The organism is Cellulosimicrobium cellulans, from assembly GCF_016907755.1.
Classification (GTDB): Bacteria; Actinomycetota; Actinomycetes; order Actinomycetales; family Cellulomonadaceae; genus Cellulosimicrobium; species Cellulosimicrobium cellulans_D.
The window spans coordinates 3,424,525-3,443,923 of record NZ_JAFBCN010000001.1 but is presented as its reverse complement, the minus strand read 5'-3'; the positions used below and the strand labels follow the sequence as shown (position 1 = coordinate 3,443,923).

Genomic DNA, 19,399 nt, shown 5'->3' with positions numbered 1-19,399 from the left:
CAAACCGTGATCTACAAAGTCCAGCCCGGCTCCCGCGCAGCAGGTCAGGGACTCATGAGCGGGAGCGCTGAGTCGCACCACCGGCAGTCGTTGGACGGCTGGACGCCCGGTTCCTACGCTGGAGGGCATGACCGCTCCCACAGTCCCGACCGTGACGCTCAACTCCGGGCACACCATCCCCCAGCTCGGCTTCGGCGTCTTCCTCGTACCGCCGGACGAGGCCGAGAAGGCCGTGAGCGAGGCCCTCGAGGTCGGCTACCGCCACCTCGACACGGCGGCGATCTACCGCAACGAGGAGGGCGTCGGCGCCGCGATCGCGAAGAGCGGCGTCGCGCGCGACGAGCTGTTCGTCACGACGAAGCTCTGGAACGACCGCCAGTCCGGCGAGCAGCCGCACGACGCGATCCGCGAGAGCCTCGACAAGCTCGGCCTCGAGTTCGTCGATCTCTACCTCACGCACTGGCCGGCGCCCGCCCAGGACCAGTACACGAACGCCTGGGCCAAGCTCGTCGAGATCCGCGACGCCGGCCTGGCGCGCTCGATCGGCGTCTCGAACCACCTGCCCGAGCACCTCGACCGGATCGTCGCGGACACGGGCGTCGTCCCCGCCGTCGACCAGATCGAGCTGCACCCGGCCTACCAGCAGCGCGACGTGCTCGCGTGGGCCGACGCGCACGGCACGAAGATCGAGGCCTGGGGCCCGCTCGGCCAGGGCAAGTACCCGCTGTTCGAGAAGCAGGCCGTCGTCGACGCCGCGACCGCCCACGGCGTGACCCCCGCGCAGGCGGTCCTGCGCTGGCACCTGCAGCGCGGCTTCATCGTGTTCCCCAAGTCGTCGCGCAAGGAGCGCATGGCGGAGAACTTCGACCTCTTCGGGTTCGAGCTCACCGCCGACGAGGTCGCCGCGATCGACGCCCTCGACACCGGCGACGGCTCGGGACGCGTGAGCGCGCACCCGTCCGAGGTCAACTGACCCGGTACCGCAGCGAACGCACGACGAAGGGCGCCGTCCGGTCGGACGGCGCCCTTCGTCGTGCGTCGGGAGACCCGGTCAGCCGCAGTCGTCGCAGATGCCCGTCGCGGGCAGGACCGTGAAGCACGTGGGGCACACGGCCGGCGGCTTCTCGGGCTCGGACGCGCGCGGCGTCGTCGTGCGCCGGGGCGTACGGGGAGCCGTCGTGGCCTTCGCCGCGGTCCGGCGCGCGGGCGCCGGCGCCGCAGGGGCGGCGCCGGGCACGTCGAACCCACGCTTGCGGAGCAGGTCGGCGACGCCGACGGGGCTGTTGCGGAACTCCTCGGCCGTCGCCACGCGCCCGGTCGCGTACCGGTGCGCGACGCCGAGGATCGCCTGGGCGTCGTACGCCCGGTCCTCGTGGAGGAGGGGCGTGCCCGGGGTCGCGGTGAACCCGTAGACCCCGAGGAACGCGTCCCGGCCCCGGTCGTCCCAGTCCGCGATCGCCTGGAGGATGTGCTGCCGGGTCACTGCCGAGAAGGTCGCCACGGCACGAGCCTAGACCGCCGTACGGGGCGCCCCGGACGGCCCGTGCGTGACCTTCGGCACGGGGGTCCGGGGCGCCCTCCGTGGTACGACCGTCAGGGGACGGTGTAGCCCGCGGCGCGGAACAGCTCGTACCACTCGGCGCGCGTGAGCGGCACGTCGGAGCCGAGGGCCGCGCCCGCGACGCGCTCGGGGCTCGTCGTGCCGAGCACGACCTGCATCCGTGCCGGGTGCCGCGTGATCCAGGCCGTCGCGATCGCGATGGGCGGCACGTCGTACCGGGCGGCGAGCCGGTCGATCACGGCGTTCAGCTCGGGGTACTCCGGCGAGCCGAGGAACACGCCCGTGAAGAAGCCCGCCTGGAACGGCGACCACGCCTGGACGGTGATGTCGTGCAGGCGGCAGTAGTCGAGGATCCCGCCGTCCCTGCTGACCGACTGGTCGAGGCCCTGCATGTTCGCCGCGACGCCCTGCGCGACGACGGGCGCGTGCGTGATCGAGAGCTGGAGCTGGTTCGCGACGATCGGCTGCTCCACGTCCCGGCGCAGCAGCTCGATCTGACCGGGCGTGTGGTTGGAGACCCCGAACGCGCGCACCTTGCCGGCGGCGTGCAGGTCGTCGAACGCGCGCGCGACCTCCTCGGGCTCGACGAGGGCGTCGGGCCGGTGCAGCAGGAGGATGTCGAGGTAGTCCGTGCGCAGCGCGTCGAGCGAGCCCTCGACCGAGGCGACGAGGTGCTCGTACGAGTAGTCGAAGTACGGGCCCTCGCGCACGATCCCGGCCTTGGACTGGATGACCCACTCCGCGCGCTCGGCGGCGGAGAGGTCGAGCGCCTCGGCGAAGCGGCGCTCGCAGCCGTGCAGGTCGGTGCCGTACACGTCGGCGTGGTCGAGGAACGTGATGCCGGCGTCGCGGGCGGTGCGCACGAGCGTGCGGACCTCGTCGTCGGTCTTGTCCTGGATGCGCATGAGGCCGAGGACGACGTTCGGCACGACGAGGTCGGTGCCGGGCAGGGTGAAGGTCTTCATCGGTGGAGCTCCTTCGCGGGGGTGGGCGGGTTCCGGCAGGTCGTCACGCGGCGGAGAGCCGTGCGACCTCCTCCGGGGTCAGGACGAGGTCGGCGGCGGCGGCAGAGTCCCGGATCGACTCCGGCCGCGAGGCGCCGGGGATGGGGACGACGACGGGCGCGAGCGCGAGCTCCCACGCGAGCGTGACCTGGTAGACGCTCACGCCGTGCGCGTCGGCGACCTCCTGGAAGACGGCGTGGCGCGTCCCGAGCTCGCTCGCGTTCGCGATCCCGCCGAGCGGGCTCCACGGGAGGAACGCGACGCCGAGCGCCGCGCAGTGCTCGAGCTCGCCCTGGCTCGAGCGGAAGCGCGGTGAGAACTGGTTCTGGACCGACGCGAGGCGGCCGCCGAGGATCTCGTTCGCGAGGTCGATCTGCGCCACGTCGGCGTTGGAGATCCCGGCCTGCTGGATCACCCCCTCGTCGAGCAGCTCGACGAGCGCACCGATCGAGTCGGCGTAGGGGACCGTCGGGTCGGGGCGGTGGAACTGGTACAGCCCGATCGCGTCGACCCCGAGCCGGCGCGCGGACTCCTTCGCGGCCTGCTTGAGGTAGGTCGGGTCGCCGTTGCGCGTCCAGGTCCCGTCGCCGGGGCGCAGGTGACCGCCCTTGGTCGCGACGAGGACGTCGGACGTGTCGACGCCGGAGGAGCGCAGCGCGCGGGCGATCAGCTCCTCGTTGTGCCCGACCTCGTCGGCGTGCAGGTGGTAGGCGTCGGCCGTGTCGATCAGCGTGACGCCCGCGTCGAGCGCGGCGTGGACCGTCGCGACGGAGCGGGCCTCGTCCGGTCGCCCCTCGATCGACATCGGCATGCCGCCGAGGCCGATCGCGGAGACCGTCCGGGATCCGAGAGTGCGCTGCTGCATGGGGACTTCCTCACGTTTCAGGGGTAGGAAGGGGCGTCGCCCGCCCGCGAGGGGGGGGCTCCGGGCGGTGCGAGACGACCCACCGGGACTGCTCGAGCCTAGGAAGCGATAACCTAGAAGTCCAACAACTAGTAGTTGTCATATAGAGAAGTGTGAGTGGTCAATGGACCTCCGTCAGATGGAGTACCTCGTCGCGCTCGCGGACGAGCGCCAGTTCACCCGGGCCGCCCAGCTCGTCGGGGTCTCCCAGTCGGGCCTCTCCGCCGCGGTTCGCAGTCTCGAGGAGGAGCTCGGCGCGAGCCTGTTCACGCGCACGACGCGCCGCGTCGAGCCCACCGAGGCGGGCCTGGCGCTGCTGCCGTACGCACGCTCCATGCTCGCTCAGGCGGCCGCCGGTCGCGACGCGGTCGTCCGCGCGACGCGCGCCCTGTCCGGCTCGCTGCGCGTCGGGTCGGAGCAGTGCCTCGGCGTCCTCGACGTCACCACGCTGCTCGAGCGCTTCCATCGCCGCTACCCGCAGGTGGAGATCCACTTCGCGCAGGCCGGCTCCCACGACCTGCTCGCGCGCGTGCGCGAGGGCGACCTCGACGTCGCGTTCGTCGCGACCACCGAGCACCTGGGGTCGCTGTCGCAGACCGTGCTGGGCAGCGAGCCGCTCGTGCTCGTGTGCGCGCCGGAGCACCCGCTCGCCACGCGCGGCCGGGTCGACTGGGCCGACCTCTCCGGCCAGGAGTTCGTCGACTTCGACCCGTCCTGGGGGGCGCGCCCCGTCAACGACGCGACGTGCGCGGCGCACGGCGTCCACCGGCGCGTGCGCTGCTCGGTCAACGACGTGCACACGCTCCTCGAGCTCGTCGACCGCGGTCTCGGCATCGCCCTCGTGCCCCGCCACGTCGCCGCGAAGCCGCAGGCCGAGCGCCTCGTCACGGTCGCGCTGCCGGAGGGCGGCGCACCGAGCTGGGTCGTCTCCGTCGTGACCGGGCGCTGGGACAGCACGGCGTCCGCCGCGCCCCAGCTCCTCGAGCTCCTCGCCGACGCTCCCGCGTGCCGCGGGGTGGAGGTGGCGCGACCCGACGGCGAGCCGGTGGGCGTCGAGGTCGCGGCGGAGGTGCGGTGACCGCCCCGGCGGGCACCGACGCACCGCTCTTCCCGCTCCGCAGCGTCGTCCTGGGCGCGTTCGTCCCGACGCTCGTCCTCGAGATCGGCGTCGGCGCGATGCTGCCCGTCGTCGCCGTCACCGCGACCGGGCGCGGCGCGAGCCTCACGGTCGCGGGGCTCGTCGCCGCGCTCGTCCCGATCGGCAAGATCCTGTTCGACCTCCCGGCCGGGGCCCTCGCCCAGCGGCTCGGAGACCGTGCGGCGATGCTCCTCGCGGGCGGCGTCGCAGCATCCGCCTTCACGACGATCGCGCTCACGCCGAGCCTGTGGGGCCTCGCCGCGGGCGTCCTCGCGCTCGGGGCGTCGACCGCCGTCTTCAACCTCGCCCGGCAGGCGTACCTCACGGAGATCACCCCGCCGCTGCGGCGGGCTCGCGTGCTGTCCACGCTCGCGGGCGTGCACCGCATCGGCCTGTTCCTCGGCCCGTTCGCCGGGGCCGCCGTCATCGCGGCGACGGACGTGCGGGGCGCGTACTGGCTCGGTGCCGGGTCGGCGCTCGCCGCGGTGGCGGTGCTCGCCGTCGTGCGCCCGGACGCCAGCGAGCGCGACGGTCGGGCCCGGTCCCGGGCGAGCCGCGCCGCGGGCAACCCGCGCGTCACGATCGCCGCCGTCGCGCGCGAGCACCGGCGCCTCTTCGCGACGCTCGGCGTCGCGATCCTCCTCGTGAGCGCGGTCCGCGGGGCGCGCCAGACCGTCATCCCGCTCTGGGGCGAGCACCTCGGGCTGGACGCGGAGGTGACGTCGCTGGTCTTCGGCGTCTCCGGCGCGCTGGACATGCTGCTGTTCTACCCGGCGGGCAAGGTCATGGACCGGTTCGGGCGCCTGTGGGTCGCCGTGCCGTCGATGCTCACCATGGCCGTCGGCCTCGCGCTGCTGCCCTTCGCCCACACCGTCGCCGCGGTGACGGTCGTCGCGGCGCTGCTCGGCGTCGGCAACGGGATGGGGTCGGGCATCGTCATGACGCTCGGGGCCGACGTCGCGCCCGCCGACGTGCGCCCGACCTTCCTCAGCGTGTGGCGGCTCTTCCAGGACACCGGCGACGCGCTGGGTCCCCTCGTGCTCTCGGCGGGGGCCGCCCTCGGGTCGCTCGCGGCGGGCGTCTGGGCGACGTCGCTCCTCGGCGCGGGGTCCGCGGCGGCCCTCGCGCGCTGGGTGCCGCGCTACTCGCCGCTCGCGAACCTCGTGCGGCCGCGCGCCCGGCAAAAGGCCGTGCGCGTGCCGTCGGACGCGCCCTAGCGTGACGGGATGACGAGCGACCGCACGCCCCCCGAGCCGTTCCCCGACCCGTTCGACCACCAGGTCACCAAGGACGGGCGCGTCCGGGTCGCACGCGGCGGTCGCGTCGTCGTCACCGTCGCGGGGACGGCGGCCGACCGGCTCGTCGCGGCCCTGGAACGGGCCGAGGCGCGCGACGACGAGGGCGAGGTCCAGCTCCTGCTCGCCCGGGCGACGGGGAACTACCGGCGAGGCAACGAGAAGCGCGCCCACCGGCCGTGACGCAGGTCACGCGCGGGGATGTCACGTACGCCCCGTGGCGCGCGTCTGGATGGTCGACCCCGCGCTCGACCGGCGCGCACCGCGCCGGCTGACGGAAGGAGACCCTCGTGGCCCGCATCTCGCTCGACCCTCCCCGGACCCTGCTCAACCGCACGCTCGCCGCGCTCTCGCGGCGCCGGTACGGCGCCGTGCTCGAGCCGCTCGCCGCCGTCGGGCACCACCCGCGCGTCGCGACGACGTACTGCGTCCTCGAGGCCGGCGTCGCGCGGTGGCGGACGCTCGACCCGTCGCTGTCCGCGCTCGCGGTCATGGCGACCGCGGTGCGGATCGGCTGCTCGTGGTGCGTCGACTTCGGCTACTGGGAGTCGGAGCACGGCGACGCCGACCCCCGCAAGCTCCACGCCGTGCCCGCGTGGCGCGAGAGCGACGCGTACACCGCCGTCGAGCGGCGCGTGCTCGAGTACGCCGAGGCGGCCACGGCGACCCCGCCGACGGTGACGGACGAGCTCGCGGCCGCGCTGGTCGACGACCTGGGCGAGCCCGCGTTCGTCGAGCTCACGGCCGTCGTCGCGCTGGAGAACCTGCGCAGCCGGATCAACGCGGCCCTCGGTCTGTCGAGCCAGGGTTTCAGCGACCGGTGCGAGGTCCCGCTCGCCGGCGGGCTGCGCGCGGCGGGCGCGGCGGGCAGGCTGGCCGGGTGAGCGAGAGCGCTGGGCACCGACCGTCCGACGGCGTCGCGGACCCACGCGGTCCCGGTGCGGCCCTCGCGCCGTTCGCCGCGCACCGTCGTCTGCTCTTCACGGTCGCGTACGAGATGACGGGCTCTGCCGCGGACGCCGAGGACGTGGTCCAGGAGGCCTGGCTGCGCTGGTCGTCGGCGGACCGGTCCGACGTCCTGGACCCGCGCGCCTACCTCGTGCGCGTCACGACCCGGCTCGCGCTCGACCGGCTGCGCGCGCTGCGGACGCGGCGCGAGACGTACGTGGGGTCGTGGCTGCCCGATCCGCTCCTCACGACGCCGGACGCCGCGCTGCAGGTGGAGCGCGCGGAGGACGTGTCGATGGCGCTGCTCGTCGTGCTGGAGACCCTGAGCCCGCTCGAGCGTGCGGTGTTCGTGCTGCGCGAGGTGTTCGACGTCCCCTACGACGAGATCGCCGAGGGCCTCGACCGCTCGCCCGAGGCCGTGCGCCAGACCGCGCACCGCGCGCGCGAGCACGTGCGGGCGCGGCGTCCGCGGTTCACCCCGCCGGACGACGCGCAGCGCGCCGCCGTCGAGCGGTTCATGGTCGCGTGCGCGACGGGTGACACGACCGCCCTCGTCGAGGTCCTCGCGCCGGACGTCGTCGTGGTGAGCGACGGCGGCGGCAAGGCGCGCGCGGCGCTGCGCCCGGTCGCGGGTGCGGACAAGGTGGCGCGGATGCTCGTGGGACTCTCGGCGAAGCCCGAGACGACCGCGATGGCGTTCGAGCCGGCGCTCGTCAACGGTGCGCTGGGCGGCGTGTGGACCGTGGACGGGGTCCCGGCGATGGCGGCGTCCGTCGAGTACGACGGCGAGCGCGTCGTGCGCGTCCTGCTCTTCCGGAACCCGGAGCGCCTCGCCGGGCTCAGACGAGCGTGAGGACGCCGAGCACCCCGACCGCGACGGCCAGCACGAGCGACACCGTGATGAGCACGACGTGCACGGTGAGGAAGCGGGTCGCACGACCGTCGGCGTCGCGCGAGCGCGGGTCCTTGGCGATGCGCTGGAGGAAGCGCGGCCAGATGAGCAGGTTCCACGCGGCGGCGACGAGCAGGACGACGGACCAGGCGACGGGGAGCTCCACGCGTCGAGCATGACAGCGGGGAGCGGCGTCCCGGGACGGGGGAGCGGCGCGGGGCGTGTGGGATCGACCACATCGACGACGAGCAGTAGGTGAGGCTAACCTTGCCTTCGGTCGCCGTGGTCGCGGGGCCGTCGTCCGCCCGGGAGGCCCGGGCCGCACCCGAGGAGCCGCTGATGGCCACCTTCACGATGGTCAAGCCCGCCGACCCGCACGTCGTCACGCTGAGCGTGGTGGGCAGCAAGCGGGTGAGCCCGAACGTCGTGCGGGTGACCCTCGGCGGCGAGGACCTGGACCACTTCACGCCCATGGGCTTCGACCAGTGGTTCCGGCTGTTCCTCGCCCGCGACGACCAGGACTCCCTGCGCCTGCCCACGCGCACCTCCGGCCTGTGGTACGTCCAGTACCTCGCGACGCCCAAGGCGCGCCGGCCCTGGGTCCGCAACTACACGGTGCGTGCCGCGCGGCCCGACCTGCGCGAGATCGACGTCGACTTCGTCGTGCACGGCGACGCCGGGCCCGCGTCGTCGTTCGCGCTGTCCGCCCAGCCGGGGGACCGTGTCGGCGTGCTCGACCAGGGGGTCGGGTACAACCCGCGCGTCCCGCACGACTGGACCCTCGTCGTCGCCGACGAGACCGGGCTGCCCGCCGTCGCCGGCATCTGCGAGTCGCTGCCCGACGACGCGCGCGGCCTCGCGATCGTCGAGATCCCCGAGGCGGCGGACGCGCAGGAGTTCCGCGTCCCGGCCGGGGTCGAGCTGCGCTGGGTCGTGCGGGAGGGTGCGGCGCCCGCGGGCACCGCCCCGCACGAGCTCCTGCCCGGCGCGCTGGCGCTCGAGGCCGTGCGGTCGGCCGACCTGCCCTCCGGGCCGGTCTACGCGTACGCGGTGGGGGAGTCGACGCTCGCGACGGGCGTGCGACGCCACCTCGTCAACGACCGCGGCGTGCCCAAGACGCACGTCGACTTCGTCGGGTACTGGCGCCACGGGCACGCCGCGTCGTCCTGAGCGGACCGGCCGCGCGTCGTCGGGCGGGGGTCCGGGTGGCCGGGCGAGCGGCCGTCTCGGTCAGACCTTGCGGAGCTGCTTGAACATCGGGCAGTCGAACGGGTCGCGCGCCGAGAGGCCGACGCGGTTGAGGTAGCGGATCACGATCCCGTAGGACTGCACGAGGCTCGTCTCCGTGTACGGCAGACCGAGGTTCGCGCAGTGCTCGCGCACGATCTCGCGCGCCCGCGCGAGGTGGGGGCGCGGCATGCTCGGGAAGAGGTGGTGCTCGATCTGGAAGTTGAGCCCGCCCATGAGGACGTTCATCCACCAGCCGCCGCGGATGTTGCGCGACGTGAGGACCTGCTTCGACAGGAAGTCGATCTTCGTGTTCTCGGGGATGATCGCCATGCCCTTGTGGTTCGGCGCGAACGACGCCCCCATGTAGACGCCGAACACGGCGAGCTGCACGCCGAGGAACGCGGACGCCATGCCGAGGGGCAGGAACCAGAAGATCGCGCCGACGTAGAGCGACAGGCGCAGCGTGAGGATCACGAGCTCGACGACCCGGGCCCGGACGTTGCCGCGCGTGCGGCCGCCCGCGAGGAGCGAGCGGTACGCCTGGACGTGCAGGTTGAGACCCTCGAGCGTGAGCAGGGGGAAGAACAGCCACCCCTGGTAGCGGTTGATCACGGAGCGGAAGCCCTTCGCGGCGGCGGCGTCCTCGTCGAGGAAGACGACGACGTCCGGGGCGATGTCCGGGTCCTTGCCGCGCTGGTTGGGGTTCGCGTGGTGGCGGGTGTGCTTGTTCATCCACCACGAGTGGCTGATCCCCACGACGCCGTTCGCGAGGATGCGTCCCAGACGGTCGTTCGCCGGGCCCGACGTGAAGACCTGCCGGTGCGACGCCTCGTGGGCGACGAACGCGAACTGGGTGAAGATCAGGCCGAGCGCTCCCGCGATCAGGAGCTGGAACCACGAGTCGCCGAGGAGGACGAACCCGGCGACGGCACCGCCGAGCGCGAGCGTCAGCACGGCGAGGGTCCACAGGTAGTAGCCGTGCGTGCGGTGGAGCAGGCCGGCGTCGCGCACGGTGCGCGAGAGCGCGCTGTACGTGCTGGTGACGGCGCCCGGCTCGTCGGTGCGGGGGCGGGTGGCCCGGAAGCCCGGGCGCACTGCGGCAGAGGTCATGTGCGGCCTCGCAGGGTGTCGGTGTCGACTTCCCAGCCGCGGAGGTGAGCGGGTGCTCGTGGTGCAGATCACCCCACCCTACGGGACCGTAGGTTGCACGCGCGAGCGCGGGGGGTGAAGAAGCCGCGCAGGAGTTCGGGGTGCGGTGTCGGCAGGCGCCTCCCTACCGGGGCGGGTGCTAGGCCGCGAACCGGAAGGTCTGGCGATACTCCGTCGGCGTGATGCCGACCGCGCGCCGGAAGTGGTGGCGCAGGAGCGCTGCGGACCCGAACCCGCAGCGCCGCGCGACCTCCTCGAGGTCGAGCGTCGACTCCTCGAGCAGGGACTGCGCGTGCCCCACCCGCTGCGACGTGAGCCACGCGAGCGGCGTCGTGCCCGTCTGGGCGACGAACGACCGCGCGAACGTCCGCTCCGACGTGTGGGCCCGGCGCGCCAGGTCCCGTACCGTGAGCGGCTCGTCGAGGTGCTCGGTCATCCACTCCAGCAGCTCGGCGAACGAGTCCTCCTCGCACTCCGGGACCGGGCGCTCGATGAACTGGCGCTGGCCGCCCTCGCGCTGCGGCGGCACGACCATGCGCCGCGCGATCGTGTTGGCGGCCTTCGCCCCGAGCTCGCGCCGCACGAGATGGAGGCACGCGTCGATCCCCGCGGCGGTCCCGGCGCTCGTGACGAGGTTGCCGTCGTCGACGAACAGCACGTCCGGGTCGATGTCGAGGCTCGGGTACTGGCGGCGCAGCTCGTCGGCGTGCATCCAGTGGGTCGTGACCCGCCGGCCCTCGATCACTCCGGCCGCGGCGAGGAGGAAGACCCCCGAGCACACGCTCAGCAGCAGCGCGCCGCGCTCGGACGCGCGCCGGACGGCGTCCAGCACCTCGGGCGGGTAGTGCGACCCGATGCGGATCGCCGGGACGATGAGGAGGTCGACGTCGTCCGTCGCGTCGAGCCCGTGGTCGGGGACGACCTGCGCGCCGACCGACGTGCGCACGGGTCGCCCGGCGACCGGCCCGCACACCCGGAAGTCGAACCGTGGGACACCGTCCTCGCTCCGGTCGAGGCCGAACACCTCGCACACGACGCCGAACTCGAACGGGGCCAGGCCGTCGCACACGACGGCCGCGACGGAGTGCACCATGCACGGCACGCTACGCCCGTGGCGGGATTTTGTCGAGAGGTGTCAGTCCTGCCACTCGTCGGCGGAGCCCTCTGGCGGAAGGGTGGGGGCCATGGACATCTTCTGGGGTGTGGTGGTTCTTCTCCTCGTCGTCGGCCCGGTCGTGGCGGCGCTCGCGGTGCGGCGCGAGGACCCCGCGCGGCCGTGGTTCCCCGCGGGGTCCGACGGCGCGTGGCCGGGTGCCGGCGCGTGGGGCGACCCGTCGGACCGGGACGCGCAGCGCCTCGACGCCGACCTGCGGGCGGCGGCCTCGCGCCCGACCGCGCAGGACGGGCACGTCGACCCGCACGAGGTCGCGGCCGAGCTCGTGCTGCGGCGCGTCGTCCCGAACCCCGCCGTGCGCGACGGCGTCCGGGGCGCCCTCCCGGCACCGGCGACGCGCGCCGAGGCTCCGGCGTCGACCCGGCGGCCGCCGAGCGTGTCCCGGCGCGTGCCGCTCCCGCGCTGACGCGGTCAGTACCCGCGGCGGACGCACCGTGTCGGACGCACGGAGGCGGTGACGTGACGGCAGACGCGCGACGGCCCGGACCTCGTGGAGGTCCGGGCCGTCGTCGGGGGAGGGGGGCGTCAGCCGGTGGTCAGGCCCGCGAGCCGACGGCGTCGACGTCCGCGCCACCCGTGAGCTGGTCGAGGCCCTCGAGCTCCTCGGCCTCCCACGGGGCCTGGCCCAGGCTCGGGATCATCGTCGCGAGCTCGGGGCGCCACTTGGTGAAGCGGGCCGGGAAGCAGCGCTCGAGCAGGTCGATCATCGCGGGGACCGCGGTCGACGCGCCCGGCGAGGCGCCGAGCAGGCCCGCGATGGACCCGTCGCCCGCGGCGATGACCTCGGTGCCGAACTCGAGGACGCCCTTGCCGTCCTCGTCCTTCTTGATCACCTGGACGCGCTGGCCCGCGGTGATGGTCTCCCAGTCCTTGGGGTGCGCCGTCGGCATGAAGGCCTGGAGGGCGGTGAACTTGGTCTCCGGGCTCGCGACGAGCTGCCCCACCAGGTACTGGGTGAGGTCCATGTTCTTGAGCCCGGCGCCGAGCATCGAGCCGATGTTGTGCAGCCGCAGCGACGTGAGCAGGCCCAGGTACTTGCCCTTCTTGAGGAACTTGGGGCTGAACCCGGCGTACGGGCCGAACATCAGGTACGTCTTGCCCTCGACGACGCGCGTGTCCAGGTGCGGGACGGACATGGGCGGCGAGCCGACGTCGGCCTTGCCGTAGACCTTGGCCTGGTGCTGCGCGACGAGCTCGGGGCTGTCGGTGCGCAGGAACTCGCCGCTGATCGGGAAGCCGCCGTAGCCCTTGGCCTCGGGGATGCCTGCGGCCTGGAGCAGCGGCAGCGCGCCACCGCCCGCACCGACGAACACGAACCGGGCCTCGACGGTCGAGCGGCGCTTCGGGGCGTTCCACGAACGGTCCTTGACCGTCAGGCGCCAACGGCCGTCCTTCGTCTTCTTGAGGTTCTTCACCTCGTGCTCGAGGTAGAGCTGCGTGCCCTGCGCGACGAGGTGGTCGACGAGCTGCTGCGTGAGGGCGCCGAAGTCGACGTCCGTGCCGCTCGTCGCACGCGTCGCCGCGACCGGCTCGTCCCCGTCGCGCTCGGCGACGAGGAGCGGTGCCCACCCGGCGATCACGGCGGGGTCGTCGCTGAACTCGAGCTCGCTGAACAGCGGGTGCTGCCGCAGCGTCTCGAACCGGCGGCGCAGGTAGTCGACGTTCTCCGCACCGCGCACGAACGTCATGTGCGGCGTGCGGGAGATGAAGCTCGCGGGCTGGGGGAGCGCACCCGTCGTGAGCAGGTGGTGCCAGAACTCGCGCGAGACCTCGAACTGCTCGTTGATCTTCACCGCCTTGGTGATGTCGATCGAGCCGTCCGCCTTCTCCGGCGTGTAGTTCAGCTCGCACAGGGCGGCATGACCCGTCCCGGCGTTGTTCCACGGGTTCGACGACTCCTGCGCCACGGCGTCCAGACGCTCGTAGATGCGCACGGTCCAGGAGGGTTCCAGGACCTTGAGGAGAGCTCCCAGCGTGGCGCTCATGATGCCACCGCCGATGAGGGCTACGTCGATCTGGTCTGCGCTGCTTGCGGGGTTGCTCGCTCGACTCGACACGCTCCGATTCTACGCTTGTGAAAGAGTGCACTAAGTGTGCGGTGCATCACGGGCGTGCGTCACACTTTCGCGGGACGAACGTCCCGAGAGGCACGGGCCCGACGTCTCGCCCCCTCGCGGCAGGCGGGTCCTACCTCGGCGGGGAGTAGGGCGAGGGCCAGGGGCCGATCTCGGGCAGGGGCGCGGGTTCGCCGGCGCGGAAGGTGTCGGGCTCGGCGTCGGGGGTGCGGCCTGCGAGCCAGGCGGCGACGTCGGTGAGGCGACCTCGGACGACGACACCGTCGTGCGCGTCGAACCCGGGGTCGCTCCCCACGGGAGTCTCTGCGCGGGGAGAAACCCCGGGTTCGGCAGCGAGGCGAAGGCCGCCCGGACCGACCCTGAGCCGGGCGGGCTCCTCGGCGACCTCGACGACGACGTCGTCCGTGAGCCGGACCCCGAGGAAGTCGAGGAGGTGGAGGCCGAGCAGGCGCGGCCAGGTGTCGAGGCCGATCCCGGCGTCGAGGTCGACGGCGTGGATCCGGGCCTCGCGCCACCACGCGACGAGCGCATCGGCGACGGTCCCGTCGCGGTAGGTCACGGGAGCGTCCCACCCGGACGACCCGGGAGCGGGCCACGCGGCGTCGTGGCGCTCGGCGAGCGACTCGAGCGCGGCGACGTGCTCCGCGACGGTCCGGCGCGCACCTGTCTGGATGCCGGCCTCGCGGCCGACCGCACCGCCGTCGTACACCTCGACGAGCTCGCTGCGCGCGGCGAGCTCCGCCTGGCGGGCCATCGCCTCGCCGATCGCCGTGACGTGCGCGAGCACGTGGCTGCGCGACCAGCCAGGCAGGGCGGACGGGCCGGCGAGGTCCGTGTCGTCGAGGGAGCGTGCCGCGGTGGTGACGGCGTCGAGGGCGGCGCGCGCGTCGCGGCGGACCTCCTCGACGTCGGGCGGGGCGAGCGGGCTGGTTCCGGTCAGGGCCACAGGAGCTCCTTCGTCCAGGGGAGGTGTTCGGCAGTTCCGGCGTCGGGTCGTGCGGTGTAACGGAGGCGCGTCTGGCCCTCGGGCGAGGACGCCCAGAACTCGACGCTCGTGGGCTCGAGCGCGTACGACGCCCAGGCGTCGAGCACGAGCCCGGGCTCGGCGCGGACCCGCGCGAGCGCGTCGTCCCACGCGGCCCGGTAGGCGTCCCGCGACGCGAGGGGGGAGCTCTGCGGCCCGGCCAGCGCGGTCGCACGGGAGAAGTCGGAGCGGGCGCGGAAGTCGGCGGCGGACGCCTCGGAGCCGAGCGGGACGACCGGACCGCGCACCCGGACCTGGCGACCGTGCTCGCGCCAGAAGAACGTCAGCGCGGCGTTCGGGTTCTGGGCGAGGGCGACGCCCTTGGGCGAGTCGGCGCGCGTGGCGAAGACCCAGCCGTCGCCGTCGACGTCCTTGAGGATCAGCGTCCGGGCGTCGACCCGGCCGCTCGCGTCGGCGGTCGAGAGGGTCGCGGCGTGCGGTGCGGGCAGGCCGGCGTCGATCGCCTCCTCGAGCCAGCGGACGAAGAGCGCGCTCGGCTCGTCGGGCGTCGCGCCGACGTCCAGCCCGGGCAGGTCCGCGCCGAACACCGGGAGCGCGCGCAGGCGCTCGCGCAGGGACGGGCGGTCGGGGGCGTCGGTCATGCGTCCTCCAGGGTGGTCGGGCCGGGCCTGAGCAGCGCGACGAAACCCCGCGCGGCGGCGGTCATCGCGTCGGGGTCGTCGAGGGCGCGCGCGAGGACGTACCCGCCCTGCACGATCGCGACGGCGGCGAGCGCGCGGTCGCGGGCGTCGTCGTCGGGCAGCCCGTCCTCCGTGAGGACGGCGGCGGCCAGGCCGACGAGCCCGTGGAAGTAGGCACGCACCTCGGCGGCCAGCGCGGCGTCGTCCATGACCGCCTGGTCGCTCACGAGGCGCCCGACCTTGCAGCCGGCGAGCGCGGGTCGCGGCCGTTCGAGGTAGCGGACGAGGCGTTCGACGGCCGACCCGCCCGCGTCGAGGTCGCGGTGCGCGGCGTCGAGGCCGGCCGTCGTCGTGGCGTGCACGGCGGCCGCCGCGAGGTCGTGCTTGGTGGGGAAGTGGTGGTAGAGGCTGCCCTGGCCCACGCCGCTCGCGGCGAGGACCTGGCGCGGGCTGGTCGCGCCGACGCCCTGGGCCCAGAACAGGTCCTGCGCGGCCGCGACGAGCCGCGCGCGGGCGTCGGTCGTCGTCATGCCGACACCATACCTACCTCAAGGTATGGCGTCGAGGCGGGCGGTGGGGGACCGGCCGTCACGCCGCGCCGCCCCCGCTCGGTCGGGACGGCATGAGAGTGGAGTCGTACCGTGGGTCGGTGACGGTGCAGCAGCGGGTGCTGGTGGTCGCGATCCTCGCGTCGTTCGTGTCGTTCCTGGACGGCTCGGTGGTCAACGTCGCGCTGCCCGCGATCTCCGCCGAGCTGACGACCGGGCCGGTCACGGGCCTCGCACTGCAGCAGTGGGTCGTCGACGCCTACATGATCACGCTCGGCGCTCTCATCCTCCTGGCGGGCTCGCTGTCCGACGTGCACGGTCGGCGCCGCATCATGGCGATCGGCCTCGTCGGCTTCGCGGTGACGTCGGTCGCGTGCGCGCTCGCAACCGACGGGCTGTTCCTCGTCGTCGCGCGCGGGCTCCAGGGCGTCGCGGGCGCGCTGCTCGTGCCGAGCTCGCTCGCCATGATCATCTCCACGTTCGACGGCGAACGACAGTCCCGCGCGATCGGCTCCTGGACCGCGTGGACCAGCACCGCGTCGCTCGTCGGGCCGCTGCTCGGCGGGATCCTCATCGACACCATCTCGTGGCGCTGGGTGTTCTGGATCAACGTGCTGCCCGTCGCGGTGACGCTGTGGCTGCTGCGCGGCGTGCCGCGGTCGGCGGCGGAGGAGCCGGGCGCCGCGGGTGGCCCAGACGGGCGACGACACATCGACGTCGCCGGGGCGACGCTCGCCGCCGTCGGGCTCGCGGGCACCGTGTTCGCGCTCATCGAGCAGGGGCGGTTCGGGTGGGCGAGCCCCGTCGTCTGGGGGCCGTTCGTCGTCGGCGTCGTGTGCCTCGCCGTGTTCGTGTGGTGGGAGCGGCGCGCGCCCGACCCGATGCTCCCGCCGCGCCTCTTCCGCGTACGCAACTTCGCGTGGGGCAACCTCGCGACCGCGGCCATCTACGGCGCGCTCTACTTCGGCGGGTTCGTCGTCACGCTATTCCTCCAGCAGGTCGGCGGGTACAGCGCGACCGCCGCCGGGCTCGCGCAGCTCCCCGTGACCCTCGTGCTCCTCGCGCTGTCCACGCGGTTCGGGGCGCTCGCGGGCCGGTACGGCCCGCGCCTGTTCATGACGGTCGGGCCGATCATCGGCGGGGCCGGCTACCTGCTGCTGCTCACGACGACCGACGACGCCGTGTACGTCACCCAGGTCCTGCCCGGCCTCGTGCTCTTCGGTCTCGGCCTCGCGATGACCGTCGCGCCGCTCACGTCCGCCATCCTCGGCTCGATCCCCGCGGCCGACGCCGGGATCGGCTCGGCGGTCAACAACGCGGTGTCCCGCGTCGCGGGGCTCGTCGTCATCGCGTTCGCGGGCGTGATCGTCGGCGGCGTGCTCGACCTCGACGGCTTCCACCGCTCGCTCCTCGTCACCGCGGCGCTGCTCGTCCTCGGCGGCGTGCTGAGCTGGGTCGGCATCCGCAACGAGAACGTGCGCGCGACCGCGGACGCCTCCGCCTGAGCGACGTGCGGTCAGGCGGGTGCTCGGGCGACCACGGCGTACGTGTGCCAGTGCTTGGGCCCGCTGAACGCCTCGCCGTCCTCCTCGACCTCGTCGAGCACGACGACGTCCAGCCCGGCGAGGTGGTCGTCCACCTCGGTGCGGGTCAGGAAGGTCTCGTCCGGTACGCCCGCCCACGAGTCGCGGTCGCCGAACAGGTCGACGGCGAGCCACCCGCCCGGGGCGAGGGCGGCACGGACCTGACGCCATGCGTCGTCGAACGCCGGGCGCGGCACGTGCGGGAGCGCGTAGCTCGCGTGGACGAGGTGTGCGGACGCCGGGTCGACGAGGGCGGAGACGTTCGCGAAGCCGGCCTCGTGCACGGTGAGCCGGGTGCCGTCGCCGGGCCCGACGACCTCACGCACCAGGGCCCCAGTCCCCGGGGCCGGGTCGAGCGCGAGGACGCGCCACCCCGCGTCGAGCATCGCGGCCGTCTCCATGCCCGCCCCGCAGCCCAGATCGAGCGCGAGCCGCCCGTCGCCCGGACCTGCGAGGTCGAGGACCCGGCGGCACAGGTCGCGCACGGGCCGCCCGCGCTGGGCCGCGTTGTAGGCAGGCCAGCGCGCCGGGTCTCTCACCGGACGGTCTGGAGGTCGTGCGTCGAGGTGTTGAGGCGGCGTGCGCCGTCGGGCACGTCGGGCGGGAACGCGACGACGATGTCCTCGATCCGCACGCCGAACCGTCCGGGCAGGTAGACGCCCGGCTCGACGGAGAAGCACATGCCGGGCTCGATCGGCCGGTCCTCGCCCTCCACCATGTATGGCGGCTCGTGGGTCGTGGTGCCGATGCCGTGCCCCGTGCGGTGCACGAAGAACTCGCCGTAGCCCGCGTCGGCGATGACGGCGCGCGCGGCGCGGTCGACGTCCTGGCACGTCGCCCCCGGGCGGACCGCGTCGACCCCGGCCTGTTGGGCGCGGCGCACGACGTCGTAGACCTCGCGCTGCTGTGCCGCGAGCGCGTCGTCGGTGCCGCCCTCGACGAGCACGGTCCGGGAGGTGTCCGACCCGTACCCGTCGCGCAGCCCGCCGAAGTCGAGCACGACGAGGTCGCCCGGCTCGATGACCCGGTCGCCCGCGTCGTGGTGCGGGTCGGCGCCGTTCGGCCCGGCGCACACGAGCGTGAAGTCGACCTGCTCGTGCCCGTGCTCGCGCAGGAACCGGTCGAGGTCGGCGGCGACGTCCCGCTCGCGCCGGCCCGCGAACGCGACCTCGCGGATCTGGGCGAAGGCCGCGTCGGCGGCGGCGCCCGCCGCGGCGAGGCGCTCGACCTCCTGCGCGTCCTTGACGGCGCGCAGCGTCGGGACGGCGTCGGTGAACGCGGTGAACCGCGCGTCCGGGAGCGCCCGCTGGAGCCCGAGCACGTGCAGCGCCCACGTCGAGTCCGAGACGGCGTAGGTGCCGGTCCCGTCGAGGAGCCGCGCCGCGGCGGCGTGCTCGTCGTCCCCGTCCCGCCAGGTCACGACGTCGAGCCCGTCCGTGCCCGGGGCCGAGACCAGGTCGCCCCGCTCGAGCAGCGGCACGACGACGGACGCGCCGCCCCCTGCTCCGGGCTCGCCCGCGGGGATCGCGAGCAGCGTGAGGCGCTCGGTGTCCGGCGGCGCGTAGCCGGTGAAGTACGCGAGGTCGGGGCCGGGCGAGACGAGGAGCCCCGCCAGGCCGGCCTCGCGCGCGTGCGCGGCGGCGCGCTCGCGGCGGGCGGCGTAGACCTCGGGGCCGAACGCGGCCCCCGGACGTGCGGCGTCGGTGCTGCTCATGGTGTCAGCCTGGCACCGCTCACCCGCGAGATCGACCCGAACGGCCCGACGTCGACCCTCGGAAGGTCGATCGCGGACGTGCGGGTCGATCTCGTGGCGGGCAGGGGAGTGGCAGGGTGGGCACATGACCGACGTGCGCAACCTCTTCGCCGCCCTCGACGCGTTCGACGGGCACTGGCAGCCGCACCGGGTGGCGACCCTCAACGACCAGGACCTCAAGGTCGTCAAGGTGCTCGGCCAGTTCGTCTGGCACACCCACCCCGAGACCGACGAGCTGTTCCTCGTGCTCGCGGGCGAGCTGACGATCGACCTGCGCGAGGACGGCGTCGAGCGCGCGGTCGTGCTGGGGCCGCACGACCTGTTCGTCGTGCCGCGCGGCGTCGAGCACCGCCCGCGGGCCGACGTCGAGACCTCCGCGGTGCTCGTCGAGCGCCGGGGGACCGTGAACACGGGGGACGCGGGCGGCGACCTCTCCTCGCTGCTGCGCGAGCTGCCGGACGCCTGACGGCGACGAGATCG

22 protein-coding genes are annotated in these 19,399 nt (G+C 74.1%); 10 read left to right on the top strand and 12 right to left on the bottom strand.

Annotated features, from left to right (window positions below; translation table 11 throughout):
- Positions 1–127: 127 nt before the first annotated feature.
- Positions 128–973 carry an aldo/keto reductase gene (locus JOE63_RS15065; RefSeq protein WP_204542420.1) on the top strand — a complete coding sequence of 282 codons (846 nt, stop codon included), beginning with the start codon at positions 128–130 and terminating at the stop codon, positions 971–973.
- Positions 974–1,051: 78 nt separating this feature from the next.
- Here JOE63_RS15065 and JOE63_RS15060 read toward each other — a convergent pair whose 3' ends face one another.
- From JOE63_RS15060 to JOE63_RS15050, 3 genes are all read right to left on the bottom strand, one after another.
- Entirely contained in the window at positions 1,052–1,501 is a 450-nt protein-coding gene (locus JOE63_RS15060; RefSeq protein WP_204542418.1) for a hypothetical protein, read from the bottom strand.
- A 92-nt stretch (positions 1,502–1,593) separates the two neighbouring features.
- The gene (locus JOE63_RS15055) at positions 1,594–2,526 is read right to left on the bottom strand and encodes an aldo/keto reductase (RefSeq protein WP_204542416.1); all 933 of its coding nucleotides are present in this window, start codon (positions 2,524–2,526) and stop codon (positions 1,594–1,596) included.
- A gap of 43 nt (positions 2,527–2,569) precedes the next feature.
- On the bottom strand, positions 2,570–3,430 hold the full coding sequence (locus JOE63_RS15050; RefSeq protein ID WP_204542414.1) for an aldo/keto reductase: 861 nt from the start codon (positions 3,428–3,430) through the stop codon (positions 2,570–2,572).
- Positions 3,431–3,593: 163 nt separating this feature from the next.
- On the opposite strand from JOE63_RS15050, the gene JOE63_RS15045 reads away from it, so the two are divergent.
- The 5 genes from JOE63_RS15045 (at position 3,594) to JOE63_RS15025 (ending at position 7,703) form a co-directional block, all read left to right on the top strand.
- The gene (locus JOE63_RS15045) at positions 3,594–4,547 is read left to right on the top strand and encodes a LysR family transcriptional regulator (RefSeq protein WP_239576724.1); all 954 of its coding nucleotides are present in this window, start codon (positions 3,594–3,596) and stop codon (positions 4,545–4,547) included.
- Positions 4,544–5,824 (top strand): MFS transporter, encoded by a 1,281-nt coding sequence (locus tag JOE63_RS15040; RefSeq protein WP_307840128.1) that lies wholly within the window; start codon positions 4,544–4,546, stop codon positions 5,822–5,824. The genes JOE63_RS15045 and JOE63_RS15040 overlap by 4 nt, the downstream gene beginning before the upstream one ends.
- Positions 5,825–5,833: 9 nt before the next feature.
- A complete protein-coding gene (locus tag JOE63_RS15035) occupies positions 5,834–6,085 on the top strand; it encodes a hypothetical protein (protein ID WP_204542412.1) in 252 nt (83 codons plus the stop codon).
- A 107-nt stretch (positions 6,086–6,192) separates the two neighbouring features.
- Entirely contained in the window at positions 6,193–6,786 is a 594-nt protein-coding gene (locus JOE63_RS15030) for a carboxymuconolactone decarboxylase family protein (RefSeq protein WP_204542411.1), read from the top strand.
- Entirely contained in the window at positions 6,783–7,703 is a 921-nt protein-coding gene (locus JOE63_RS15025; RefSeq protein WP_204542409.1) for an RNA polymerase sigma-70 factor, read from the top strand. Before JOE63_RS15030 ends, JOE63_RS15025 begins: the two co-directional genes overlap by 4 nt.
- On the opposite strand, the gene JOE63_RS15020 is transcribed toward JOE63_RS15025, so the two are convergent.
- On the bottom strand, positions 7,690–7,908 hold the full coding sequence (locus JOE63_RS15020) for an SCO4848 family membrane protein (protein ID WP_087469329.1): 219 nt from the start codon (positions 7,906–7,908) through the stop codon (positions 7,690–7,692). The two genes, JOE63_RS15025 and JOE63_RS15020, sit on opposite strands and share 14 nt — an antisense overlap.
- 173 nt (positions 7,909–8,081) lie before the next feature.
- Between JOE63_RS15020 and JOE63_RS15015 the strand changes: the two genes are divergently transcribed.
- Positions 8,082–8,912, top strand: coding sequence for a siderophore-interacting protein (locus JOE63_RS15015; RefSeq protein WP_204542407.1), 831 nt, complete (start codon positions 8,082–8,084; stop codon positions 8,910–8,912).
- A 60-nt stretch (positions 8,913–8,972) separates the two neighbouring features.
- Here JOE63_RS15015 and JOE63_RS15010 read toward each other — a convergent pair whose 3' ends face one another.
- Together JOE63_RS15010 and JOE63_RS15005 are read right to left on the bottom strand one after the other, a co-directional pair.
- Positions 8,973–10,082: a fatty acid desaturase family protein gene (locus JOE63_RS15010; protein ID WP_087469328.1), complete on the bottom strand. Its 1,110-nt coding sequence runs from the start codon at positions 10,080–10,082 to the stop codon at positions 8,973–8,975.
- A 178-nt stretch (positions 10,083–10,260) separates the two neighbouring features.
- Positions 10,261–11,214, bottom strand: coding sequence for a helix-turn-helix domain-containing protein (locus JOE63_RS15005; RefSeq protein ID WP_204542404.1), 954 nt, complete (start codon positions 11,212–11,214; stop codon positions 10,261–10,263).
- Between the two features lie 91 nt (positions 11,215–11,305).
- Between JOE63_RS15005 and JOE63_RS15000 the strand changes: the two genes are divergently transcribed.
- Positions 11,306–11,701: a hypothetical protein gene (locus JOE63_RS15000; protein WP_204542403.1), complete on the top strand. Its 396-nt coding sequence runs from the start codon at positions 11,306–11,308 to the stop codon at positions 11,699–11,701.
- 130 nt (positions 11,702–11,831) lie between these two features.
- Here JOE63_RS15000 and mqo read toward each other — a convergent pair whose 3' ends face one another.
- From mqo to JOE63_RS14980, 4 genes are all read right to left on the bottom strand, one after another.
- The gene (gene mqo / locus JOE63_RS14995) at positions 11,832–13,352 is read right to left on the bottom strand and encodes a malate dehydrogenase (quinone) (protein ID WP_087469325.1); all 1,521 of its coding nucleotides are present in this window, start codon (positions 13,350–13,352) and stop codon (positions 11,832–11,834) included.
- A gap of 130 nt (positions 13,353–13,482) precedes the next feature.
- Entirely contained in the window at positions 13,483–14,316 is an 834-nt protein-coding gene (locus tag JOE63_RS14990) for a maleylpyruvate isomerase family mycothiol-dependent enzyme (protein ID WP_204542401.1), read from the bottom strand.
- Positions 14,307–14,996 carry a pyridoxine/pyridoxamine 5'-phosphate oxidase gene (locus tag JOE63_RS14985; protein ID WP_204542399.1) on the bottom strand — a complete coding sequence of 230 codons (690 nt, stop codon included), beginning with the start codon at positions 14,994–14,996 and terminating at the stop codon, positions 14,307–14,309. Before JOE63_RS14985 ends, JOE63_RS14990 begins: the two co-directional genes overlap by 10 nt.
- Positions 14,993–15,565: a TetR/AcrR family transcriptional regulator gene (locus tag JOE63_RS14980; RefSeq protein ID WP_204542397.1), complete on the bottom strand. Its 573-nt coding sequence runs from the start codon at positions 15,563–15,565 to the stop codon at positions 14,993–14,995. The genes JOE63_RS14985 and JOE63_RS14980 overlap by 4 nt, the downstream gene beginning before the upstream one ends.
- Before the next feature lie 119 nt (positions 15,566–15,684).
- Between JOE63_RS14980 and JOE63_RS14975 the strand changes: the two genes are divergently transcribed.
- Positions 15,685–17,088, top strand: coding sequence for an MFS transporter (locus JOE63_RS14975; protein WP_307840126.1), 1,404 nt, complete (start codon positions 15,685–15,687; stop codon positions 17,086–17,088).
- 11 nt (positions 17,089–17,099) lie between these two features.
- Here the strand turns inward: JOE63_RS14975 and JOE63_RS14970 are convergent, their stop codons facing one another.
- Together JOE63_RS14970 and JOE63_RS14965 are read right to left on the bottom strand one after the other, a co-directional pair.
- Positions 17,100–17,705 (bottom strand): class I SAM-dependent methyltransferase, encoded by a 606-nt coding sequence (locus JOE63_RS14970; protein ID WP_204542393.1) that lies wholly within the window; start codon positions 17,703–17,705, stop codon positions 17,100–17,102.
- Positions 17,702–18,880 (bottom strand): aminopeptidase P family protein, encoded by a 1,179-nt coding sequence (locus tag JOE63_RS14965; protein ID WP_204542391.1) that lies wholly within the window; start codon positions 18,878–18,880, stop codon positions 17,702–17,704. The genes JOE63_RS14970 and JOE63_RS14965 overlap by 4 nt, the downstream gene beginning before the upstream one ends.
- A gap of 124 nt (positions 18,881–19,004) precedes the next feature.
- Between JOE63_RS14965 and JOE63_RS14960 the strand changes: the two genes are divergently transcribed.
- Positions 19,005–19,385, top strand: coding sequence for a cupin domain-containing protein (locus tag JOE63_RS14960; RefSeq protein WP_204542389.1), 381 nt, complete (start codon positions 19,005–19,007; stop codon positions 19,383–19,385).
- Positions 19,386–19,399: the final 14 nt, after the last annotated feature.

Bases quoted from the DNA above. Each gene is read 5' to 3' on its own strand.
- JOE63_RS15065 (WP_204542420.1), top strand. From the start codon at position 128: ATGACCGCTCCCACAGTCCCGACCGTGACGCTCAACTCCGGGCACACC.
- JOE63_RS15055 (WP_204542416.1), bottom strand. From the start codon at position 2,526: ATGAAGACCTTCACCCTGCCCGGCACCGACCTCGTCGTGCCGAACGTC.
- JOE63_RS15050 (WP_204542414.1), bottom strand. From the start codon at position 3,430: ATGCAGCAGCGCACTCTCGGATCCCGGACGGTCTCCGCGATCGGCCTC.
- JOE63_RS15045 (WP_239576724.1), top strand. From the start codon at position 3,594: ATGGACCTCCGTCAGATGGAGTACCTCGTCGCGCTCGCGGACGAGCGC.
- JOE63_RS15035 (WP_204542412.1), top strand. From the start codon at position 5,834: ATGACGAGCGACCGCACGCCCCCCGAGCCGTTCCCCGACCCGTTCGAC.
- JOE63_RS15015 (WP_204542407.1), top strand. From the start codon at position 8,082: ATGGCCACCTTCACGATGGTCAAGCCCGCCGACCCGCACGTCGTCACG.
- JOE63_RS15010 (WP_087469328.1), bottom strand. From the start codon at position 10,082: ATGACCTCTGCCGCAGTGCGCCCGGGCTTCCGGGCCACCCGCCCCCGC.
- JOE63_RS15005 (WP_204542404.1), bottom strand. From the start codon at position 11,214: ATGGTGCACTCCGTCGCGGCCGTCGTGTGCGACGGCCTGGCCCCGTTC.
- JOE63_RS15000 (WP_204542403.1), top strand. From the start codon at position 11,306: ATGGACATCTTCTGGGGTGTGGTGGTTCTTCTCCTCGTCGTCGGCCCG.
- JOE63_RS14985 (WP_204542399.1), bottom strand. From the start codon at position 14,996: ATGACCGACGCCCCCGACCGCCCGTCCCTGCGCGAGCGCCTGCGCGCG.
- JOE63_RS14980 (WP_204542397.1), bottom strand. From the start codon at position 15,565: ATGACGACGACCGACGCCCGCGCGCGGCTCGTCGCGGCCGCGCAGGAC.
- JOE63_RS14965 (WP_204542391.1), bottom strand. From the start codon at position 18,880: ATGAGCAGCACCGACGCCGCACGTCCGGGGGCCGCGTTCGGCCCCGAG.
- JOE63_RS14960 (WP_204542389.1), top strand. From the start codon at position 19,005: ATGACCGACGTGCGCAACCTCTTCGCCGCCCTCGACGCGTTCGACGGG.